This window comes from Streptomyces sp. NBC_00513 (genome assembly GCF_041431415.1).
Classification (GTDB): domain Bacteria; phylum Actinomycetota; class Actinomycetes; order Streptomycetales; family Streptomycetaceae; genus Streptomyces.
The window spans coordinates 3,929,695-3,949,520 of the sequence record NZ_CP107845.1; the positions used below are offsets into that span (position 1 = coordinate 3,929,695).

At 72.3% G+C, this 19,826-nt stretch carries 20 protein-coding genes; 7 read left to right on the forward strand and 13 right to left on the reverse strand.

Features of this window, described 5'->3' with window-relative positions:
* Positions 1-26 precede the first annotated feature (26 nt).
* Together OHA84_RS18110 and OHA84_RS18115 are read right to left on the reverse strand one after the other, a co-directional pair.
* Positions 27-554: a DUF4240 domain-containing protein gene (locus OHA84_RS18110; RefSeq protein ID WP_266948493.1), complete on the reverse strand. Its 528-nt coding sequence runs from the start codon at positions 552-554 to the stop codon at positions 27-29.
* 40 nt (positions 555-594) lie between these two features.
* On the reverse strand, positions 595-1,407 hold the full coding sequence (locus OHA84_RS18115) for a hypothetical protein (RefSeq protein WP_266970769.1): 813 nt from the start codon (positions 1,405-1,407) through the stop codon (positions 595-597).
* A gap of 32 nt (positions 1,408-1,439) precedes the next feature.
* Between OHA84_RS18115 and OHA84_RS18120 the strand changes: the two genes are divergently transcribed.
* Positions 1,440-1,934, forward strand: a complete 495-nt coding sequence (locus OHA84_RS18120; RefSeq protein WP_266970767.1) for an LURP-one-related/scramblase family protein — start codon at positions 1,440-1,442, stop codon at positions 1,932-1,934.
* 22 nt (positions 1,935-1,956) lie between these two features.
* Here OHA84_RS18120 and OHA84_RS18125 read toward each other — a convergent pair whose 3' ends face one another.
* Together OHA84_RS18125 and OHA84_RS18130 are read right to left on the reverse strand one after the other, a co-directional pair.
* Positions 1,957-2,361 carry a hypothetical protein gene (locus OHA84_RS18125; RefSeq protein ID WP_234349867.1) on the reverse strand — a complete coding sequence of 135 codons (405 nt, stop codon included), beginning with the start codon at positions 2,359-2,361 and terminating at the stop codon, positions 1,957-1,959.
* Positions 2,362-2,415: 54 nt separating this feature from the next.
* On the reverse strand, positions 2,416-3,195 hold the full coding sequence (locus OHA84_RS18130; RefSeq protein ID WP_266970764.1) for a carbon-nitrogen family hydrolase: 780 nt from the start codon (positions 3,193-3,195) through the stop codon (positions 2,416-2,418).
* A 137-nt stretch (positions 3,196-3,332) separates the two neighbouring features.
* On the opposite strand from OHA84_RS18130, the gene OHA84_RS18135 reads away from it, so the two are divergent.
* A complete protein-coding gene (locus OHA84_RS18135; RefSeq protein ID WP_053675637.1) occupies positions 3,333-4,157 on the forward strand; it encodes a maleylpyruvate isomerase family mycothiol-dependent enzyme in 825 nt (274 codons plus the stop codon).
* Between the two features lie 35 nt (positions 4,158-4,192).
* On the opposite strand, the gene OHA84_RS18140 is transcribed toward OHA84_RS18135, so the two are convergent.
* Both OHA84_RS18140 and OHA84_RS18145 read right to left on the reverse strand, forming a co-directional pair.
* Complete coding sequence (locus tag OHA84_RS18140) at positions 4,193-5,575, reverse strand: nitrate/nitrite transporter (RefSeq protein ID WP_266970762.1); 1,383 nt, start codon at positions 5,573-5,575, stop codon at positions 4,193-4,195.
* Positions 5,572-6,222, reverse strand: a complete 651-nt coding sequence (locus tag OHA84_RS18145; RefSeq protein WP_053675635.1) for a GntR family transcriptional regulator — start codon at positions 6,220-6,222, stop codon at positions 5,572-5,574. Before OHA84_RS18145 ends, OHA84_RS18140 begins: the two co-directional genes overlap by 4 nt.
* Positions 6,223-6,430: 208 nt before the next feature.
* Between OHA84_RS18145 and OHA84_RS18150 the strand changes: the two genes are divergently transcribed.
* Positions 6,431-7,636, forward strand: coding sequence for a DUF418 domain-containing protein (locus OHA84_RS18150; RefSeq protein ID WP_266970759.1), 1,206 nt, complete (start codon positions 6,431-6,433; stop codon positions 7,634-7,636).
* On the opposite strand, the gene OHA84_RS18155 is transcribed toward OHA84_RS18150, so the two are convergent.
* Positions 7,593-7,937, reverse strand: a complete 345-nt coding sequence (locus OHA84_RS18155) for a protease inhibitor I42 family protein (RefSeq protein ID WP_266970757.1) — start codon at positions 7,935-7,937, stop codon at positions 7,593-7,595. The genes OHA84_RS18150 and OHA84_RS18155 overlap by 44 nt on opposite strands.
* Before the next feature lie 15 nt (positions 7,938-7,952).
* Positions 7,953-9,842, reverse strand: coding sequence for a C1 family peptidase (locus tag OHA84_RS18160; RefSeq protein ID WP_266970755.1), 1,890 nt, complete (start codon positions 9,840-9,842; stop codon positions 7,953-7,955).
* Between the two features lie 213 nt (positions 9,843-10,055).
* Between OHA84_RS18160 and OHA84_RS18165 the strand changes: the two genes are divergently transcribed.
* A complete protein-coding gene (locus OHA84_RS18165; protein ID WP_266970753.1) occupies positions 10,056-11,282 on the forward strand; it encodes a DUF1266 domain-containing protein in 1,227 nt (408 codons plus the stop codon).
* Positions 11,283-11,358: 76 nt separating this feature from the next.
* Positions 11,359-11,778, forward strand: coding sequence for a PPOX class F420-dependent oxidoreductase (locus tag OHA84_RS18170; protein ID WP_053675628.1), 420 nt, complete (start codon positions 11,359-11,361; stop codon positions 11,776-11,778).
* Between the two features lie 39 nt (positions 11,779-11,817).
* On the opposite strand, the gene OHA84_RS18175 is transcribed toward OHA84_RS18170, so the two are convergent.
* The 4 genes from OHA84_RS18175 to pdhA form a co-directional block, all read right to left on the reverse strand.
* Positions 11,818-12,573, reverse strand: coding sequence for a hypothetical protein (locus OHA84_RS18175; RefSeq protein ID WP_053675627.1), 756 nt, complete (start codon positions 12,571-12,573; stop codon positions 11,818-11,820).
* A gap of 117 nt (positions 12,574-12,690) precedes the next feature.
* Positions 12,691-14,160, reverse strand: a complete 1,470-nt coding sequence (locus OHA84_RS18180) for a dihydrolipoamide acetyltransferase family protein (RefSeq protein WP_266970750.1) — start codon at positions 14,158-14,160, stop codon at positions 12,691-12,693.
* A 10-nt stretch (positions 14,161-14,170) separates the two neighbouring features.
* The gene (locus OHA84_RS18185) at positions 14,171-15,151 is read right to left on the reverse strand and encodes an alpha-ketoacid dehydrogenase subunit beta (RefSeq protein ID WP_053675762.1); all 981 of its coding nucleotides are present in this window, start codon (positions 15,149-15,151) and stop codon (positions 14,171-14,173) included.
* Between the two features lie 5 nt (positions 15,152-15,156).
* Positions 15,157-16,365: a pyruvate dehydrogenase (acetyl-transferring) E1 component subunit alpha gene (gene pdhA, locus OHA84_RS18190; RefSeq protein WP_053675625.1), complete on the reverse strand. Its 1,209-nt coding sequence runs from the start codon at positions 16,363-16,365 to the stop codon at positions 15,157-15,159.
* A 480-nt stretch (positions 16,366-16,845) separates the two neighbouring features.
* On the opposite strand from pdhA, the gene OHA84_RS18195 reads away from it, so the two are divergent.
* Both OHA84_RS18195 and OHA84_RS18200 read left to right on the forward strand, forming a co-directional pair.
* On the forward strand, positions 16,846-17,508 hold the full coding sequence (locus tag OHA84_RS18195) for a response regulator transcription factor (protein ID WP_266970746.1): 663 nt from the start codon (positions 16,846-16,848) through the stop codon (positions 17,506-17,508).
* 107 nt (positions 17,509-17,615) lie between these two features.
* Positions 17,616-18,038, forward strand: a complete 423-nt coding sequence (locus tag OHA84_RS18200; RefSeq protein ID WP_053675761.1) for a pyridoxamine 5'-phosphate oxidase family protein — start codon at positions 17,616-17,618, stop codon at positions 18,036-18,038.
* Positions 18,039-18,151: 113 nt separating this feature from the next.
* On the opposite strand, the gene OHA84_RS18205 is transcribed toward OHA84_RS18200, so the two are convergent.
* Positions 18,152-19,813, reverse strand: coding sequence for a protein kinase (locus OHA84_RS18205; protein ID WP_053675621.1), 1,662 nt, complete (start codon positions 19,811-19,813; stop codon positions 18,152-18,154).
* Positions 19,814-19,826 lie beyond the last annotated feature (13 nt).

A 19,826-nucleotide genomic window follows, 5' to 3' on the forward strand; every position in this document is an offset into this window, starting at 1 on the left:
CCCCGCCGGCAGGACACGCCTGCGGGTCACGCCGAGGCGAGCAGGAGGCTCAGGCGGGGCAGGCGGGCGGCGGTCTGCGCGGTGTCGTCGAAGTCGAAGGACCAGTCCGGGTCCAGGGTCGGGTAGCTGATCGTGAAGGAGTCCGCCGGGAGCTCCCGGCCCGTGGCGATCCCGTACGCGGTCCAGGCGATGGAGAGCGCCTCCTCGTCGCACAGTTCCTCGCCCGCCGAGGCCGCCGCGCGGACCTCCGGGTGGTCCGCCAGGGAGTCGGGGTCGGCCAGGGCCGCCGTGAAGGCCGCCTCGCCCTGGGTGAGGAGCCAGCCGCGGAAGTAGTCGAAACCGTCGTCGGAGCAGCCACCGTTGATCAGGTACGCGGCGGCCCAGAGCGGCGCCCGGTAGGACTCCGCCAGCAGGTCCCACACCACCTGCTGGGCGGCGGCTATCCGCCCCTGCGGGTACGCGGCGAGGAGCTCCGACGCCCGTCGCGCCACCCCGTCGTCCCCCGCGTCCGCGCGGGCCGTCTCGATCAGCTTCCAGAAGGTCTGCTTGTCCATGGGAGGAGCCTGGCACCCGGGTCTGACAGCCGGTCCGACCTCAGCCGCCGGCTTCCGTGAAGGTCTTGAGCGAGGCCACGAGGGCCGTCACGAAGGACTCCCGGACCGGCTCCGGGAGCAGGTCCAGGGACAGGTACGGGTTCAGGTCCTCCAGCTCGACCAGCAGCAGTTCCCCCGAGGGGGCGCGGCAGGCGTCCACGCGCTGGATGCCGTGCGCGAGGGTGTTCCACGCGATGAAGGACCGGGCGAAGTCCAGGTCCTCCGCGGTGGGCTCGTAGCGCTCCAACTCCCAGCGGCGGGCCGGGTCCGGGGCGTACAGGGCGTACTGGAAGGCGTCGTCGACGAAGTAGAAGGACACCTCGTACGCGAAGTCGACGCGCGGCTGGATCAGGAACTCGCCGGCCGTCACCGAGCCCGGGTCGGCGGTGAAGGTGAGCCCGATGGAGTCCGCGCCCTGCTTGGGCTTCACCGCGTACGAGGGCACCGACGGCAGCCGGTGCAGCAGCGCCGGGTCGTCGACGGTGGGGATCACCGGGAAGCCGGCCTCGGTCAGGTCGAGCAGGTACTGCTTGCCGGCCATGTCACCGCGGCCGGTCAGCGGGTTGTAGACCCGTGTCCCGGCGGCCGTCGCGGCGGCGCGGAAGGAGTCGTACGCGGCCTGGTGGTGCAGGACCGGGCCGCTGTTGCGGACCACGACCGCGTCGAAGCCGGGCATCAGCCGCTCCGCGTCCAGCGGATGGCACAGGGCGAGCGGGAAGTGCTCGCGGAGCCGGGAGGTGAGGAATATGTCCTCGTCGCAGTAGCGGCGGCCGCGCGCCGGGTACGCCAGGTCGGTCACGAAGAGCAGAGGCATGCACGCAACCTATCGCGGGCACGGATCAGCGCATGAAATACCTCGTACGGGACAAAGTGCTCGCCATCGGCGACGACTACTGGATCGAGGACGAGGACGGCCGGCAGGCCTTCCTCGTCGACGGGAAAGCGCTGCGCCTGCGGGACACCCTGGAACTGAAGGACCCGGACGGGCACATCCTGATCACGTTGCGGGAGAAGTGGCTCGCCTTCCGCGACGCGATGACCCTGGAGCGCGACGAGCGGCGCCTCGCCGTGATCCGGCGCAAGCGCCTCTCGCTGCTGCGCAACCACTACCGCGTCACGCTGGCCGAGGGCACCGAGGTCGACGTCAGCGGCCGGATCCTCGACCGCGAGTTCAAGGTCGAGTACGACGGAGAACTGCTCGCGCTGATCTCCCGCCAGTGGTACCGGGTCCGCGAGACGTACGCCGTCGACGTGGTCCGGGAGGACGCGGACGCGGCCCTGCTGATCGCCGTCGCGGTCTGCGTGATCCGGATGGCCGAGAAGGAACGGGACGAGGACTGACGGGCCGCCGCAACCGGGACGCCTACCCCGACGACCGTCCGGTCACCCGGTCGTGCCGGTGGCTGTCCCGGGCGGTGAGCTGTCCCTGCACGTAGGCGTCCGACCCGGTGCTGTACGGGCCTCCGTGGTCGAGGAGGTGGTCGGTGAGGCGCTGCCACTCCGCGACGGCCGCCCGGGTCGGGGCGTCCGCCCGCGACAGGTCGCCGGCGGCCTTCAGGGCCGCCTCCAGGGCGGCGGCGGCCTCGTGGTGGGCCATGCCCTCCGCCCGGGCGCGGACCCGGTCGCGGGCCGCGACCTCCCCGGCCGAGGGGTCGTGGGGCTCCAGGGCCGCCTCGATCACGGCCTCGGTGTCCCGCGCGTCCTCGACCGCCGCCCCGGCGCCCTCGGCGCCGTCCCGCCCGCTCTCGTTCCCGTCCGTTTCCAGCACGCCACGCCCGCTTCCTGTCGGTGTCGATCCACGCCTACCCCCTGACGGGACGGCCTAGCGTCCCATCCGGCGGTCCTTGAGCGCGGGGAACTGCTCGCGGGTCTCGGCGACCTTCGCCGAGTCCAGCTCCACGGTGAGCACGTCCTCGCCGGTTCCCGCCTCCGCGAGGACCTCGCCCCACGGGTCCACCACCAGGCTGTGCCCGGCCTGCTCGACGCCCGCGTGGGTGCCGGTCAGCCCGCACGCCAGGACGTACGACTGGTCCTCCACGGCCCGCGCCCGGTTCAGCAGCGTCCAGTGGGAGCGGCGCCGGGCCGGCCACCCGGCGACCACGACCATCGTCGTCGCCCCGGCGTCGACCAGGCCCCGGAACAGCTCCGGGAAGCGCAGGTCGTAGCAGGTGGCGATGCCGAGGGTCTGTTCCGGCAGGGCCACCGTGGTCAGGGAGTCGCCGGGGGACATCAGCACCGCCTCGCCCTGGTCGAAGCCGAAGCGGTGGATCTTGCGGTAGGTCGCGGCCAGCTCGCCCGCCGGGGAGATGACCAGGGCGGTGTTGTAGAGCGAGCCGTCGCCCGCGCGTTCCACCAGCGAGCCGGCGTGCAACCAGACCCCGGCGTCGCGCGCGGCCTTGGACATCGCCTCGTAGGTGGGGCCGTCGATGGGCTCGGCCTCGGTCTCGAACTGCTCGTAGGCGAACGCCCCGACCGTCCACAGTTCGGGCAGCACGACGAGGTCGGAGCCGCTCTGCTCCCGTACGAGGTCGGCCACCCGCGTCCGCCGGGAGGACACCGACTCCCCGTCGTTCACCGCGATTTGAATCAAAGAGGCGCGCACACTACCACCGTCCTGGACTTGTAGCCCTCGACTCGGGCCTACGATCGTCACACGAAAGCACTGCCGGGGTGCTCACCGGCAGCGTAGTTTTGGGAATAGTCCACAACGCGCCACTGAACAGCACGCGAGGGGTCCCGTTGACCGTCCATCCCAGCCTTCAGCCCTACGCCGACGCGTGGACCCACTCCATCGAGGCGATATCCGAGCTGGTCCTTCCCCTGCCCGAGGGGGAGTGGAACCGGGCGACCCCGTGCCCCGGCTGGTCCGTCCGTGACGTGGTGTCACACGTCATCGGCATCGAGTGCGAGCAGCTCGGCGACCCCCGGCCGATCCACACGCTGCCGCGGGATCTGCGGCATGTGGTGGACGAGTTCACCCGGTACATGGAAGTACAGGTTGACGTGCGGCGCCACCACACCGCGCCGGAGATGACCTCGGAGCTGGAGTACACCGTCATCCGTCGGGCGCGGCAGCTGCGCAACGAGAAGCGGGACCCGGCCACGATGGTGCGCGGCCCGCTGGGCGAGCAGGTGACGCTGGAGCAGGCGTTGCGGCTGCGGGCGTTCGACGTGTGGATGCACGAGCAGGATCTGCGGGCGGCGTTGGGCGCGCCGGGCAACTGGGACTCGCCGGGCGCGTACGTGGCACGGGACATGCTGCTGGCCGGGCTGCCGAAGGTGGTGGCGAAGAAGGCGGGGGCGCCCGCGAACTCCGCCGTGGTGCTGGACGTGCACGGCGTGCTGGAGTTCATGCGGACGGTACGGGTGGACGCGGCCGGGCAGGGGACCCTGGACAAGTCGCCGTCGCTGGGGCCGGCCGTGACGCTGACGATGGACTGGGAGACGTACGTCCGCCTCGCGGGGGGCCGGGTACGGCCGCGCGCGGTCGCCGACCGGGTGAAGGTCGAGGGCGACCCCGACCTCGCGGACGCCATCCTGGCGCACTTCCCCGTGACCCCCTGACCTGTTGATCCGGTGATCCCGTGGCCCCGTACGGCTCACGCCGACGCGGACGCCGGGGCGACGGGACCCGAGGGGTGTGACGGGTCGGGCTCGCCGGAAGGGGCCGCGACGACGGGCCGCCACTCCTGGGCGCGTTCCCGTTCGCGGGCCAGCGCCCTCCCTCGCAGTCGGAGGATCTGGGTGATGCCCAGCACCTCCAGGAAGAACACCGACGAGAAGGCGATCCGGTAGTTGTCGCCGGTGGCGTCGAGCAGGACGCCGACCGCGAGCAAGGTGGTCATCGAGGCGAGGAAGCCGCCCATGTTGGTGATCCCGGAGGCCGTTCCCTGCCGTTCGGCCGGGTTCGCCGGACGGGCGAAGTCGAAGCCGATCATCGAGGCCGGTCCGCAGGTGCCGAGCACCACGCACAGGACGACCAGCAGCCACATGGGGGCCCGGTCGCCCGGGTACACCAGGACCGACGCCCACAGCAGGGCCGTCACCCCCACCGTGCCCAGCGCCAGCGGGATCCGTGCGGACTGGCGGCGTCCGACGAGCCGGCCGTAGACCAGCCCGAAGCCCATGTTCGCGGCGACGACGAGGGTGAGCAGCCCGCCCGCGGTGGTCCGCGACAGCCCCTGTGCCTCCACCAGGAACGGCATGCCCCACAGCAGCAGGAACACCATGGCCGGGAACTGGGTGGTGAAGTGCACCCACAGCCCGAGCCGGGTGCCGGGCTCCCGCCAGGACGCGGCGATCTGGCGGCGTACGAACCCGCCCGTGCCCGGCGTCCCGGTGACGGTCACCGCGGTGGGCGCGTGGCCGTCGGGTTGGTCCCGCAGGAACAGCGTCAGCGGGACCAGCACGATCAGTCCGGCCACCGCGCTGCCCGCGAAGGCGGCCACCCAGCCGACGCCGTGCAGCACGGGCGCGAGCACCAGCGTGGAGACCAGGTTGCCGGCCATGCCGACCAGCCCGGCCAGTTGCGCCATGAGGGGCGCGCGCCGGACCGGGAACCAGCGGGTCCCGAGCCGCAGCACGGAGATGAACGTCATCGCGTCACCGCAGCCGAGCAGGGCCCGCGCGGCCAGCGCCGTCCCGTAGGAGGGGGACAGGGCGAAGCCGATCTGCCCGGCGGTGAACAGCACCGCGCCGAGCGTCAGCACCTTCTTGGTGCCGAGCCGGTCCACCATCAGGCCGACGGGTATCTGCATGCCCGCGTACACCAGCAGTTGGAGCAGCGAGAACGTCGAGAGCGCCGACGCGTTGACGTGGAAGCGGTCCGCGGCTTCGAGGCCGGCGACCCCCAGGCTGGTACGGAAGATGACCGCGACGAAGTAGACGGCGACGCCGATCGACCAGACGGCCACGGCCTTCCGCCCGCCGGGGGGATCGAGGGGCAGGGCCGCGGTCCGCGGGGCGGGCACGGGGGCGCTCATCGCGCGTCCCCCCGCACCAGCGCCTCGACGCGGCCCACGTGCGCCCGTACGGCGGCGGCGGTCGTGTCCGCGTCCCCGGAGCGCAACGCGTCGAGGATCTCGGTGTGTTCGACGAGCGTGCGCTCCACCCGTTCGGGGTGGGCGTGCAACAGGGCCACGCCCATGCGCAGTTGGCGGTCGCGGAGCTGGTCGTAGAGCCGACACAGGATCTGGTTGCCGGCGTGGCGCACGATCTCGGCGTGGAAGCCCCGGTCCGCGGCCATCAGCGCGACCAGGTCGCCCTCGGCGGCGTGCCGGCGCTGCTCCTCGATGAGCGCGGCGAGCCGGTCCAGCAGGGCCGGCGGGGCGGGCACGGCCTTGCGGGCGGTGAACTCCTCGACCAGCAGCCGGGTTTCGATGACGTCCGCGATCTCCTGTACGGAGACCGGCAGCACCAGCGCGCCCTTCTTCGGGTACAGCTTCAGCAGCCCCTCGGTCTCCAGCCGCAGCAGCGCCTCGCGCACCGGTGTGCGGGACACGCCGACGGCCTCGGCGACCTCGCCCTCGGTGAGCAGGAGGCCGCCTTCGAAGCGGCGGTCCAGGACACCCTGTTTGACGTGTCGGTAGACGCGGTCGGCGGCGGTCACGGCGGTGGCTGCTGATGGCATGCGCACAGGATAGATACATGAACGGTGCAACGACCTTCCGCGTCCAGCATCCGGACAGCGCATCCGGCCAGCACGTCCGGACATCGGGGAGGAGGGGAGGCGCGGGGGCGGGGAGGAGGCGACGGCCCGTTCGCTGCATCGAAGGATGTACCCCGGCTTCGTTCACCCGCAGGACGTGCGCCGCCCCGTCCGCCGAGACGCTGGAGTCATGTCCGAGACCCTGCTCGCACCGCCGGTGACGACGACCCGGCTCCCCCTCCTCGACGTCCTGCGCGGAGCCGCGATCCTCGGCACGCTCATGACCAACGTGTGGATCTTCGCCTCGCCGGGCTCCGAATGGGGTGTCGTCCAAGGCGGCCCGGGGAGCCCCGACGTCCTCGCGGACCCCACCCCCGCCCACCTGGCCGAGACGCTCTTCCGCTTCCTCGCCGACGGCAAGTTCCTGGCCCTGCTGACGATCCTGTTCGGCGTGGGCCTGGCCATCCAGTACGACTCCGCGGCGCGCCGGGGCGCCCCCTGGCCCGGCCGGTACTGGCGGCGGGCCGCCTTCCTCTTCCTCGAAGGGACCCTGCACTTCCTGCTGATCTTCGCCTGGGACGTGCTGATGGGCTACGCCGTCACCGCGCTCCTCGTCGCCTGGCTGCTCGCCCGCTCCGAGAAGGTCCGGCGGCGCGCGATGTGGGTGGCCGGCGGAACGCACCTGGCGCTGGTGGCCCTGGTGACGGTCGCCTCCACGGCCGGACCCGAAGGCACCCCGACGGAGCCCGACCCGGACACGGTCGCGCTGTACGCCGACGGCACCTGGGCGGAACAGATCGCCTTCCGCCTCCAGCACGCGGCGATACTGCGCATCGAACCCGTCTTCAGCTTCGGCCTGCTCGTGTTCCTCTTCCTGCTGGGCGTCCGCCTGCACCGCGCGGGCGCGTTCGCCCCGACCGCCGACGGCCGTCGGATCCGGGGCCGGATGGCCGCCTGGGGGCTGGGGCTCGGCATGCCGGCGGGAATCGCCGCCGTGCTCGGCGGCGACGCGTTCTTCGTCCTGGGCCGCTACGCCGTCGCCCCGCTCATCGCCGTCGGCTACATGGGGCTGATCGGCATCGCCCTGGACCGCCTGCGGGTCCCCGCCGCCGTGACCGGCGCCCTCGGCTCGGTCGGCCGCACCGCCCTGTCCTGCTACGTCACCCAGAACCTGCTGTGCGTCCTGCTCTGCTACGGCCTCGGCCTGGGTCTCACCGGGCGCCTCGCGGGCACCGGCCCCTGGTGGGTGATGGGCCTGTGGGCGGGCGTCGCCCTCACCCTGGTGGCCGGCTCCGCCCTGTGGCTGCGCCGCTTCGAGCGGGGCCCGCTCGAAGCCGTCCAACAGTGGGCCCTCAAGCCCCGCCGGTCCCGGCCGAGCGGGACGGGTGGTCGCTGACCTCCACCTCCAACAGGAACTCGTCGTACGGGGCCTCCTGCGGGTACGGCGGCCGGACCTGGGCGAACCGCACCCGGGCCCGGCCGCCCGCGCCGATCCCCCGCACCAGGTACACCCGCTCCACCGCCGCCCCCGGCAGCGGTGGGGTCTGCGCCCGCCCGGGCCCGTCCGGCTGCGTCACCGAGACCGCGTCCGCGTCGCCGCCGACCTGCCAGGTCCACACGTACCCGCGCGCCCCGCGCCCGGTCAGCCGCAGCTCGTACGTCTCGCCCGGCGCGAGCACGATGCTCCGTACCTCCATCCGCGCGGCCCCCTCTCAGGCCGGGCCGATCACCGGCCCCTCGTGCCAGCCCGCGCCGTCGCGCCAGTAGTGCTGGAGGAGGCGGTCGGTGCGCAGGACGATGACCTCCAGGTTGAACCCGAAACTGCCCTGGAGCATCCCGGTGACGGCCAGCGCGTCGTGTCCGAAGACCGCGCCGCGGGTCCAGGCGGCCCCCGCGGCGTTCCCGCGCCACCAGTGCTCGACCCGGCCGCCCTCGGCGACGGCGCACAACTCGTAGTTCCCGGCGGTGTCCTCGTCGACGGCCCCGTACTGGCCCTCGATCAGGCACGGCGCGGAGACGATCCCGCTGCCGAAGACCTCGCCGGCGCGCCAGACGAAGCCGTTGGGGTCGTCGCGCCACCACAGTTGCATTCGGCCGTCGTCGCGGGCCGCGAGCAGGTCGAGGTGCCGGCCGCGGGTCTGGACCAGCGCCGGACCGTAGTGGGCGATGCCGGAGGCGAACCGGCCGCCGTCGTTCCAGGTCCAGGGCGCGCCGTTGATCCGCCACCAGTGGTTCAGCCGGCCGTCGGCGGTCCGCACGACCACCTCGAAGTTGCCCGGCTTGCCGTAGTCGCTCTGGATGAACGCGGGGGTCGAGCCGACCGCCGCGTCGCCCGGGCCGAAGGCGCCGCCGTCGCGCCAGGCGCCGCCGGACTGCTCGTAGTACCAGTGGCGGAGCCGGCCGCCCGTGGTGACGTGCAGGGACTCCATGTTCCGGTTGTAGGTGGTGCCGGTGAAGGCGGGCTGGCCCGAGGCGTCCGCGGCGAAGGTGCCGGCCCGGGACCAGGCGAACGGCGCGTCACCCTCGCGCCACCAGTGCCGCAGGGCGCCCGCGCCGGTGCCGGCGAGCAGCTCGAAGTTGCGGTGGGCGCGGCCGTTGCCGCTCTCGTACACGTTGCCCGTGTGCAGGCGGCGCTTGCTCCACGGGTCGATGTTGGTGTCACGCAGCCCGCACTTGGCCCAGCGGTCGATGTCGACCTCGCCGTAGGCGATGCGGCCGTAGCCGCCGACGTGGTAGCCGGTCCCCCAGGAGTTCTTGAACAGCCAGCAGCCGGCCGCGTCGTCGTAGCCGACGATCAACACGCAGTGTCCGCCCGCGAGTCGGTCGCTGGTGCGGTGGTAGACGCCCGCGCCGAGCCCGAAGAAGTCGTCGTACACGTCGAAGCAGGCCGTCAGCGGGCCGACGGTGTCCAGCCACACCTTCTGCTGCTCCGTGTCGCCCAGGCGCACGTACTCGGTGACGCGCACCGTGCGCCCCGAACGGTCCCAACTCGGCGTGTACTCGGCCCCCCAGGCCTCGCGCCGCTCGGCGGGCAGGCCGGGCGGGGGCGTGGAGTAGGGCCAGCAGTCCGGGTCGGCGAGCCCGCCGTGGGTGGTGATCCAGTCCAGGGCGGTCTCCGGGTTGGAGCCCTGCCCGCAGGTGAACTTCAGCCCGTCGTGCACGTCCCCCTCGGACCGCTCCGCCCACACGTCGTGCTCGATCCGGGCCATCGACTCCACCAGCCCGGCCGCCCCGAAGGCCCAGCACGACCCGCAGGGGTTCTGGTCCTTCACCTTCGTGAGCCAGGGCCACCCCCACCGGCTCCGCCAGTCCACGGCGGCCGGCCGGGCCCCCGCCGGCGACCCCCCGGCCCCGGGCAGCAGGCCGTGCGCGGCCCTGCGCCGGGTGAGGTGCGGATTGCCGCTGACCCGCCCGATCAGCCCCCGCAGATCGACGGTCCCCGCCTCCTCGGCGGAGGTCAGGTTCGCCCCCGGCTCCAGCCCCAGGGCGGCGCGCGGCACGCGCTCCGTGTCGGCCAGGTGCTCGGTCACCGACCAGCGCGCCCCCCGTTCCGCGAGCCGCGCCCGCAACTCCCCCGCCGTCCGGACAGACTCCTGCGGCATACCGGCCCCCCAGTGTGCGGTCGCCCGTACGGATGCGAGCGAGACCCGGGAGCGTCTCCCTGCCGGCGGGGGGCGTCAAGGGGGTCCGCGAGGTCGCGCGGTGGCACGGGGGTCGTACGCCCCGGGAGGCGGACGGGGGTGCGGGCGGTGACCCGCCGGGCGGACGGGAACCGGGCCGGCCGGCCCGCCCGGGGACCCCGCTAGGGTTTCCGCATGGGGACCTGGACCGCGCCGAGCGTCATCGAACGAGAGTTGCACGAGGCGAGGGCGGCGGGGAACTGGCCGGGCCTCCTCGACGTGCTGGCGCGGGCCCGCCTCCTGGTCCCGCAGTCCCGCGCGTTCCTCGACGCCCATCCCACCCAGGTCCGGCCCGAGCGGACCTGGTTCCCGCAGGTCCAGGCGCACGCCTACATCGCCTTCACCGAGGGCATGTTGCCCGTGCCCACCCCCGACCTGGTCTTCGACATCGCGAGCCTCGACTGGTTCGCCGACTGCTATCCGTCGGGCGCGGTCCCCTACCTGGCCGTCAACCCGGGCACCCCCTTCGAGGTGTTCCTGCCGATCTCGCCCGCGCACGCGGCGAGTTGGAAGTTCCACGTGGAGCGGCGCCCGCGCGACTACACCGGACTGGAACGCGACAAGGTCCACGCCCTGCACCTCGGCGGCCCCCTGCGCGGGCCCGTCGCCTTCGGGCTGGCCTGCGGCGCGCACCTGTCGGTGCGCGCCGGGACGTTCTGGAACTCGCTCGCCTACCACGGTCAGGGCTACTCCCTGGAGCGGGAGAAGCTCCGGGAGTCCTGGGGCGTCACCACCCGCGAGGAGTGGCACGTCATGACCGAGCGGCTGTTGAACGCCGACGTGGTCAGCCCGGTCTGGGAGTTCGCGCTGCGCGTGCGCGTCGCCCTGACCAAGGAGTTCGCCGGGCCGGTGGACATCGAGCACTGGCGCCACGCCACCGCCTCCACCCTGCGGGCCAACGCGGACCGGGCCGCAGAGCCGCAGCTGACCCCCGACGGGGTGACCGTCGCACGACCCCGACCCACCGCCGAGGTGGAGGGGGAGATCGCGGGCCTCCAGCGGGTCATCGGCCGGATCGCCCGCTACGAGCAGCGCCTGCGGGCCGACGGGGTGCTCAGCGGGGGCGCGTACGTCCGTTCCGTCGAGGCGTGGGACTTCGGGCGGGCCTCCCAGATGGCCCGCTGGGGACTCGGCGCCCGCTTCGGGACCCTGGAGGAGACCGAGCGGGCCGTCGTCCGGGCGGGGAAGGCCTGCCGGCTGGCGTACCGCTCGTGGGAGGAGCTGTCCGCCGGGTTCGTCCTCGGTCGGTGCATGCAGTTCGACGAGGAGGAGTTCGGCCACTGGTACGAGGAAATGGTCACCGTTCACCGGGAGTTGACGAACGACCCGGGCAGCCCCTGGGTGAACCTGCCGTGGGGGTGAGCGGGGACCTCGGTTAATCGGATCGTCGTACGCGAACCGAGCCGCGCGCGAGGGGGCCCCGACTAGGCTCGCCCGCATGACTGTTGAGCTGAACGACACCGTGCGGGGGCTGCTGGACGCGCCGCATCCCGCCGTCCTCACGACCATCAACCCCGATGGCGGACCGCAGAGTTCGGTCGTCTGGGTGTCCCGCGAAGGCGACGAGCTGTTGGTCTCCACCGAGCGGGGCCGACGCAAGGAACGCAACCTCGTCCGCGACGAGCGGGTCGGCCTGACCGTCTTCGACCTCGCGAACCCCTTCCTGTACGCCGAGATCCGCGGCACCGCCTCGGTGACCGAGGACACCGGTCGGGCCGTGGCGAACCGGATCGCCGAGGAGTACCTGGGCCCCGGCGGCGGCAAGGAGTTCGTGGAGGCCCCCGCCGAGCAGGTGCGGGTGGTCCTGCGCATCACCCCGACGAAGGTGCTCGGCAACGCCGCCAAGGCCGCCGGCTAGACGTTCGACGGGGCGCCGGGGCAGCAGGCCGAACAGGGCCTAGGGCAGCAGGCCCCGTACCGCCGTCCAGGCGTCGACGACCTCCGCGAGGGGGTCGTCGGCCGCCAGGTGGCCGCGGACCAGGGTCGCCCAGGGCACCAGGTTCTTGATCCGCCGAAGGTGCAGGATGCGCTCGCGCGGCAGGTTCCGCCAGTCCCGCGCCTCGGCCGCCGCCCGCGCCGGGGTCAGGTCGATCAGCGCGAGCACGTCCCGGCACAGGGCCGCCGGATCGCCGCCGCGGCCGGGCCCGAACTCCCGGATCAGGTAGCCCCGTACGGCCGCCGTCTCGGCTCCGCGCGTCAGGTCGTCGGGCCGCCCCGCCCGCAGGATCGCGGCGAGCGCCACCCGCCCCCACCGCATCCGCGCGGCGTCGGGCAGCGCCCGGTCGTGCGTGCGGGCGACGGCGATGGCGCGCAGGGTCTCGGGGTGGGGTTCGTCGAGCAGGGGTGGATCGGTGGCCAGCCAGGCCTCCAGCTCGTCCAGCGAATGGCCGTCCGGCGGTACGTACGTCAGCACCTGCCCGCGGCCGAGCAGCGCGACCACCGCGCCGGTGAGGTGGACCCGCGCCACGTGCCCGGCGTCGAAGAAGCCGACGGCCCGCCCGTACCGCTCTATGCGCCGCAGCCCGAGCCGCAGGTCCCCGACGGCGTAGACCTGACCGGCGCGCGCGACCCCGCCGATACAGCGGACCACACACACCCCGCCGGTCACGTCGGCCCGCTCGACGGAGTACACCTGCAGTTCGGCGATGGGCACCCGGCCCCCTTTCCCCGGCGGGAGGCTACCCGGTGGCGGGGCGGGCCCGCGACGGCCGATGGCCGGGCTCCCGCGAGGGAGGCCCGGCCATCGGCGCGTACGACGGTGCTGCGACCGCTACGACCAGGTGAGGAGGCGGCGGGGGTGTTCCAGGACCGCCGCGATGTCGGCCAGGAAGCGGGAGCCGAGCTCGCCGTCGATCAGACGGTGGTCGAACGACAGCGCCAGGGTGGTGACGTGGCGCGGCTTGACCTTGCCCTTGTGGACCCACGGCTGGAGCTTGATCGCGCCGATGGCGAGGATCGCGGACTCGCCGGGGTTCAGGATGGGCGTACCGGTGTCGACGCCGAAGACGCCGACGTTGGTGAGGGTGAGCGTGCCGTTCTGCATGTCCGCCGGGGACGTCTTGCCGTCCCGGGCCGTGCCGACCAGGGCCGACAGGGCCTCGGACAGCTCGCGCAGCGACTTGGTGTGGGCGTCCTTGATGTTCGGGACGATCAGCCCGCGCGGAGTGGCCGCCGCGATGCCCAGGTTGACGTAGTGCTTGAGCACGATCTCCTGGGCCGCCTCGTCCCAGGACGCGTTGACGTCCGGGTTGCGGCGGATCGCGACGAGGACGGCCCTGGCGATCAGGAGCAGCGGGTTGATCCGCAGACCGGCGAGGTCCGGGTCGTCCTTGAGCTCCTGGACCAGCTTCATCGTCCGGGTCACGTCGAAGGTGATGAACTCGGTGACGTGCGGCGCGGTGAAGGCGGAACCGACCATGGCCTGGGCGGTGACCTTGCGGACGCCCTTGACGGGGATCCGGGTCTCGCGCACGGCCGTGTCGACCGGGGCCTGGACGACCGCCTCGGCCGCCACCGGGGCGGGGGCCTGGGCCTGGACGGCGGCCGGCGCCTGGACCTGCGCGGTCTGCGGGGTGATCGCCGCGGCGGCCGCCGCGTGGACGTCCTCCCGGGTCACGACCCCGCCGTCGCCGGTGGGGATCACCAGAGCCAGGTCGATGCCGAGGTCCTTGGCGAGCTTGCGCACCGGAGGCTTCGCGAGCGGGCGCTCGGACCCGGTCGGCGCGGCGGGAGCCGAGCCGTTCTGCGCGGGAACCACGGTGGCCGGTACGACGGCCGGGGCGACCGACGGCGCGACGGCCGAGCCGTTGCGCGCGGCCACGGAGGCGGCCGGGGCGGCGCCCGCCTCGGCCGCGCCCTTGCGGGGGCGGCGCTTGGTGGAGGCCGTGGACACGCCGTAGCCGACCAGGACCGGCTGACGGGCCTCGACCACGGGCTCCTCGGCCACGGCCGGGGCCGCGACGGCCGCCGGGGCGGCGGCCTCGGGGGCCTCCTCCGCCGGACCGGTCCGCACGGAGATGATCACCTGGCCGACGTCGACCGTGACGCCTTCCTCGAAGAGGAGGGCGTGGACCACGCCGTCGAACGGGATCGGCAGCTCGACGGCCGCCTTCGCCGTCTCGACCTCGCAGACGACCTGACCGTCGGTGACGGTGTCACCCGGCTGGACGTACCACTTGAGGATCTCGGCCTCGGTGAGGCCCTCGCCCACGTCGGGCATCTTGAATTCACGGATCGTCACAGGGCTCTCCTCAGTACGCCAGCGAGCGGTCGACGGCGTCGAGCACCCTGTCCAGGCCCGGCAGGTACTCGTCCTCCAGGCGGGCCGGCGGGTACGGGGCGTGGAATCCGCCCACGCGCAGCACCGGCGCCTCCAGGTGGTAGAAGCACCGCTCCGTGATGCGGGCGGCGATCTCCGAGCCCACGCCGAGGAACACCGGCGCCTCGTGGACGACCACGAGCCGGCGGGTCCGCTCCACCGAGGCCTGCAGTCCGTCGAAGTCGATCGGGGACATCGAGCGCAGGTCCACGACCTCGACCGACTTGCCCTCCTCGGCCGCGGCGGCCGCCGCCTCCAGGCAGACCTTCACCATGGGGCCGTAGGCAGCCAGGGTGATGTCCGTGCCCTCGCGCGCCACCCGGGACCCGTGCAGGGCGTCCGGGATGGCCTCGACGTCGACCTCGCCCTTGTCCCAGTAGCGCCGCTTCGGCTCGAAGAAGATCACCGGGTCGTCGCTGAGGATGGCCTGCTGAAGCATCCAGTAGGCGTCGCTCGCGTTCGAGGGCGAGACCACCTTCAGGCCGGGGACGTGCGCGAACAGCGTCTCCGGGGACTCGCTGTGGTGCTCGACCGCGCCGATGCCGCCCGCGTACGGGATGCGGATGACGACCGGCATCTTGATCTTGCCGAGCGACCGCGCGTGCATCTTCGCGAGCTGCGTGACGATCTGGTCGTACGCCGGGAAGACGAACCCGTCGAACTGGATCTCGACGACCGGCCGGTAGCCGCGCAGGGCCAGGCCGATCGCGGTGCCGACGATGCCCGACTCGGCGAGCGGGGTGTCGATGACCCGCTCCTCGCCGAAGTCCTTCTGGAGACCGTCGGTGATGCGGAAGACACCGCCGAGCTTGCCGACGTCCTCACCCATGATCAGGACCTTGGGGTCCGTCTCCAGGGCCTTGCGCAGCGAATCGTTGAGCGCCTTCGCGATGGTCAGCTTCTGAACGGCCATGGCGGTCACTCCCCACCTTCGAAGGACGCGAGGTACGCGGCGAACTGGGCGCGCTCCTCGTCGACGAGCGCGTGCCCGTCCGCGTAGACGTTCTCGAAGATCGCCATCGTGTCCGGGTCGGGCATGGCGCGCACGACCTCGCGCACCCGCTTGCCCAGGGTCTCGCTCTCGACTTCCAGCTGCTCGAAGAACGCCTCGTCGGCGCCGTCCGTCGCGAGGAGGTGGGCCTTCAGGCGCAGGATCGGGTCCTTCGCCTCCCAGGCCGCGGTCTCCTCGTCGCGCCGGTACTTCGTCGGGTCGTCGGAGGTGGTGTGCGCACCCATGCGGTAGGTGAACGCCTCGACCAGGGTCGGGCCCTCTCCGCGGCGGGCCCGCTCCAGCGCCCACCGGGTGACCGCGAGGCAGGCCAGGACGTCGTTGCCGTCCACCCGGACGCCCGGGAAGCCGAAGCCCTGGGCGCGCTGGTAGAGCGGTACGCGCATCTGGCGCTCGGTCGGCTCGGAGATCGCCCACTGGTTGTTCTGGCAGAAGAACACCACGGGGGAGTTGTAGACGGCCGAGAAGGTGAACGCCTCGGCCACGTCGCCCTGGCTGGACGCGCCGTCGCCGAAGTAGGCGATGACGGCCGAGTCGGCGCCGTCCTTGGCCACACCCATGGCGTAACCGGTCGCGTGCAGGGTCTGCGAGCCGATGACGATCGTGTACAGGTGGAAGTTGTTGATCTTCGGGTCCCAGCCACCGTGGTTCACACCGCGGAACATGCCGAGCAGGTTGGTCGGGTCGACCCCACGACACCAGGCCACACCGTGCTCGCGGTAGGTCGGGAAGACGTAGTCGTCGTCGCGCAGCGCGCGCCCGGAACCGATCTGCGCGGCCTCCTGGCCGAGCAGCGAGGCCCACAGGCCCAGCTCGCCCTGACGCTGCAGGGCGGTCGCCTCGCCGTCGAAACGGCGGGTGAGGACCATGTCGCGATACAGATCGCGCAGGTCGTCGGTGGTGATGTCGGCGACGAAAGGAGCGAACTCGGCGATGTCGGGGTTGTCCGCGACCTCGACCCGTTCTCCCTCGGGCGTCAGCAGTTGTACGAGCTGAGGCTCGGCGTCGTGCGGCTGTGCGGTGGCAGCGGCGGTCTTGCGGGCGCCGGCTGCGCCTGCCGCCCGCTTGGTGCCACTGCTGCGTCGCGGCTTGCGCGCGGCAGTGCTCTCCACGGTCACGTGTGCTCCTCCGTCGGTCCGGCACCCGGGTTCTCCGGGGTCCAGTGCGGCTCACCTGTATCTGTACCCGAGCACGGGGTGGGTGCGCGGAACGTACGGGATTCAGGCGTGACAGGTGCCCCGGCGAGTGCCCTGCGCAATGCACGTTACCCAGTGCCCCGCATAACTGCGAAACCCCGTTTGACCTGCGATTTTGCTTGGATATCCAAGTAAACCGGCGACTTCGGGAACAACCACTGGTCACAGCCTTGCAGGGGGCCGGAACAACGGCACGTTATCCCGGGTAACTCCGGCAGGGAAGGGGTTCAAGGGTGATCACTGATGGAGGAACGCCGCAGCTCCCGAACGGGCGGACCCGACCGCGAACCCTCCGCACCCGCAATCGCACACAAAGACGAACACCCGGAAGGGCGATAAGGGCCGTACGGCTGCACCGGCCGAAAACGGAGAGTATGTGAACGAGTGTGTGAAGATGAGTTTGTGCGCGAAGACGGAAAAATCAAGGTATTTCTCCTGGACGACCACGAGGTGGTACGTCGGGGCGTCCATGAACTCTTGTCGGTCGAAGACGACATCGAGATCGTCGGGGAAGCCGGTACGGCCGCCGACGCACTCGTCCGCATCCCGGCCACCCGTCCCGACGTGGCCGTCCTCGACGTCCGCCTCCCGGACGGCAGCGGCGTGGAGGTCTGCCGCGAGGTCCGCTCCCAGAACGAGAACATCAAGTGCCTGATGCTGACCTCGTTCGCCGACGACGAGGCGCTGTTCGACGCGATCATGGCGGGCGCCTCGGGCTACGTCCTCAAGGCGATCCGCGGGAATGAGTTGCTCAGCGCCGTCCGGGACGTCGCGGCCGGCAAGTCCCTGCTGGACCCGGTGGCGACCGCCCGGGTGCTGGAGCGGCTGCGCGACGGCAAGAACGGCAAGGGCGACGACCGGCTCTCCCACCTCACCGAGCAGGAACGCAAGATCCTCGACCTGATCGGCGAGGGTCTGACCAACCGCGTCATCGGCGAGCGGCTGCACCTGGCGGAGAAGACGATCAAGAACTACGTCTCCAGCCTGCTGTCCAAGCTCGGCATGGAACGCCGCTCCCAGGCCGCCGCGTACGTGGCCCGCCTCCAGGCCGAAAAGCGCGCCTAGGCCGGCCGAAAGGGGGTGGCGGACCGGTCGATTCGGGACCAACGTCCCTGATCGACGGGGCGGGATCCCCTTTCCCGACCAGGTGTCGGAGGCGGACAGTGGAGCACATGTCCCCTGAGGAACTCCACGCCATCGAACTGCTGCGCCGGGTGCCGTACGGCCGAGTGGCCACCAGCATGCGCGCGCTGCCCTTCCTCGCCCTCGCCCGGCACATCGTGGTGGACGGCAGGGTCGTGCTGAGAATGCACGCCGGGTTCGGTCACCACCAGGCGTGCAACGGCAGCGTGGTCTCGTACGGCGCGGACAACTTCAATTCCGGGGACCGGCGCCTGTGGTCGGTTCAGTTCACCGGCACCGCGGAACTCGTCGAACCGACCAACGCGGAACTGGAACTCTTCGGTCCGGGTCCGCATTTCGTCGACGGAGCCGTTTTCGACCCCGTCTACATGCGCATCGAACCGCGACTCGTCACCGCGCACACCCTGGCCGGGAGGCACGCGCGCGACCGGGAGTACCAGCACGCGCTCTGACCGGGCGGCACGCGCCGCGACCTGCCGGCCGGCGGGCACACGGGAAGGGCCCGGGCGGGCACACGGGAAGGGCCCGACGGAAGTGATTCCGTCGGGCCCTTTCGTCACAACCGTTACTGCCGGGTGCCGTCGTCGTTCCCTCCGGGGCCGTCGCCACCGCCGTCGGGCGGGGAGGGCTCCACCGGGACCGACGGCTTCGACGAGGTCGTCGGCTTGGACGACGAAGGCTCGTTGCTCGCCGAAGGCTCATCCGAGGCCGACGGCTTCGACGAGGGCGAGCTCGACGGCGCGCTGTGGCTCGGCGAGACCCTGGTGCGGCTCGGCGAGGGCCTGTACGTCTCCTCGTCGCCGCTGTCGTCCGTGCGCGGGGTGTCCGGGGACTGCGCCGAGGGGGAGTCCGCCGGCGTCTCCGCGGAGCTGGCCGGGGTCTTCGGCGAACTCTGCGTGGTGTTCGGGGACTTCTTCTCGTTGCCCGAACCGCCGTTGCCGCCCACGGTCTTCACCGCGTACGCGACGCCGCCGGCGATGGCCAGCACCGCGAGCAGCGCGAAGACCACCATCTTCCAGCGGCCTCCGCCGGCGCCCTGGCCGCCCTGGCCGCCGTGACCACCCTGGCCGCCGCGACCGTTGCCGTTGCCGTTCCTGCCGTTGCCGTATCCGCCGCCGCCCGGGAAGGCCGACCCGTCGTCGGGGTTGAGCGGGGGCACCATCGGCTGCTGGAACTGCGAGGTCGTGGCGTGCTGCGGGTACTGCTGACCGCCCGTGCCGCCCTGCGGCATCGCCGTGGTGGGGTTGGACCCGGGCTGCCCGTGCGGAAGCGCCATGGTGACGGGACCGGTGTTCCAGGTGCCGGTGTTCGGGCCCTGGTCGTGGAGCATCTGGAGCGCGTACTGGACGAGCCCGCGCATCTCCTCGGCCGACTGGAAACGGTCGTCCGGGTCCTTGGCCAGCGAGCGCATGACCAGGCCGTCGAGCTCCTGCGGGATGTGATGACCCTCCGGCAGCTGCGACGGCGGGATCGGCGCGTCCTGGACGTGCTGGTAGACCACCGACAGCGGCGTCTCACCCGTGAAGGGGGGCCGCAGCGCGAGGAGTTCGTACAGCAGGCAGCCGGTGGCGTACAGGTCGCTGCGGTGGTCCACGGCCTTGCCGAGGGCCTGTTCGGGCGACAGGTACTGCGGGGTGCCCATGACCATGCCGGTCTGGGTCATCGTCGACTGCACGCCGTGCAGGGCGCGGGCGATGCCGAAGTCCATCACCTTGACCGCGCCGGTGTCGGTGATGATCACGTTGGCGGGCTTGATGTCGCGGTGCACGATGCCGTGCTGGTGGGAGTAGGCCAGGGCCTCCAGCACACCCGCGACGATGATGAGCGCCTGATCGGGGCCCGGGGCCTCGGCGCTGATCAGCAGGTCGCGGATGGTGCGGCCCTCGACGAGTTCCATCACGATGTAGGGAACGACGTTCGGGCCGACCCGGTCCTCGCCCGAGTCGTACACGGCGACGACCGCGTGGTGGTTCAGCCCGGCGACGGACTGCGCCTCACGCGTGAAGCGGGCCTTGGAGACGGGGTCCTCGGCGAGGTCGGCGCGCAGCAGCTTCACCGCGACGGTGCGGCCGAGCCGGACGTCCTCGGCGGCGAAGACCTCCGCCATGCCACCGCGGCCCAGGCGGTGGGTCAGCCGATATCGGCCTTCGCCCACCAGGCCGCCTGCGCCCCAATGCTCAGGATCCTCGGCCATCCCGGCGCCGTTTCCCTCGGGTTCGGGTGCCATCAGTCCTCGCCGT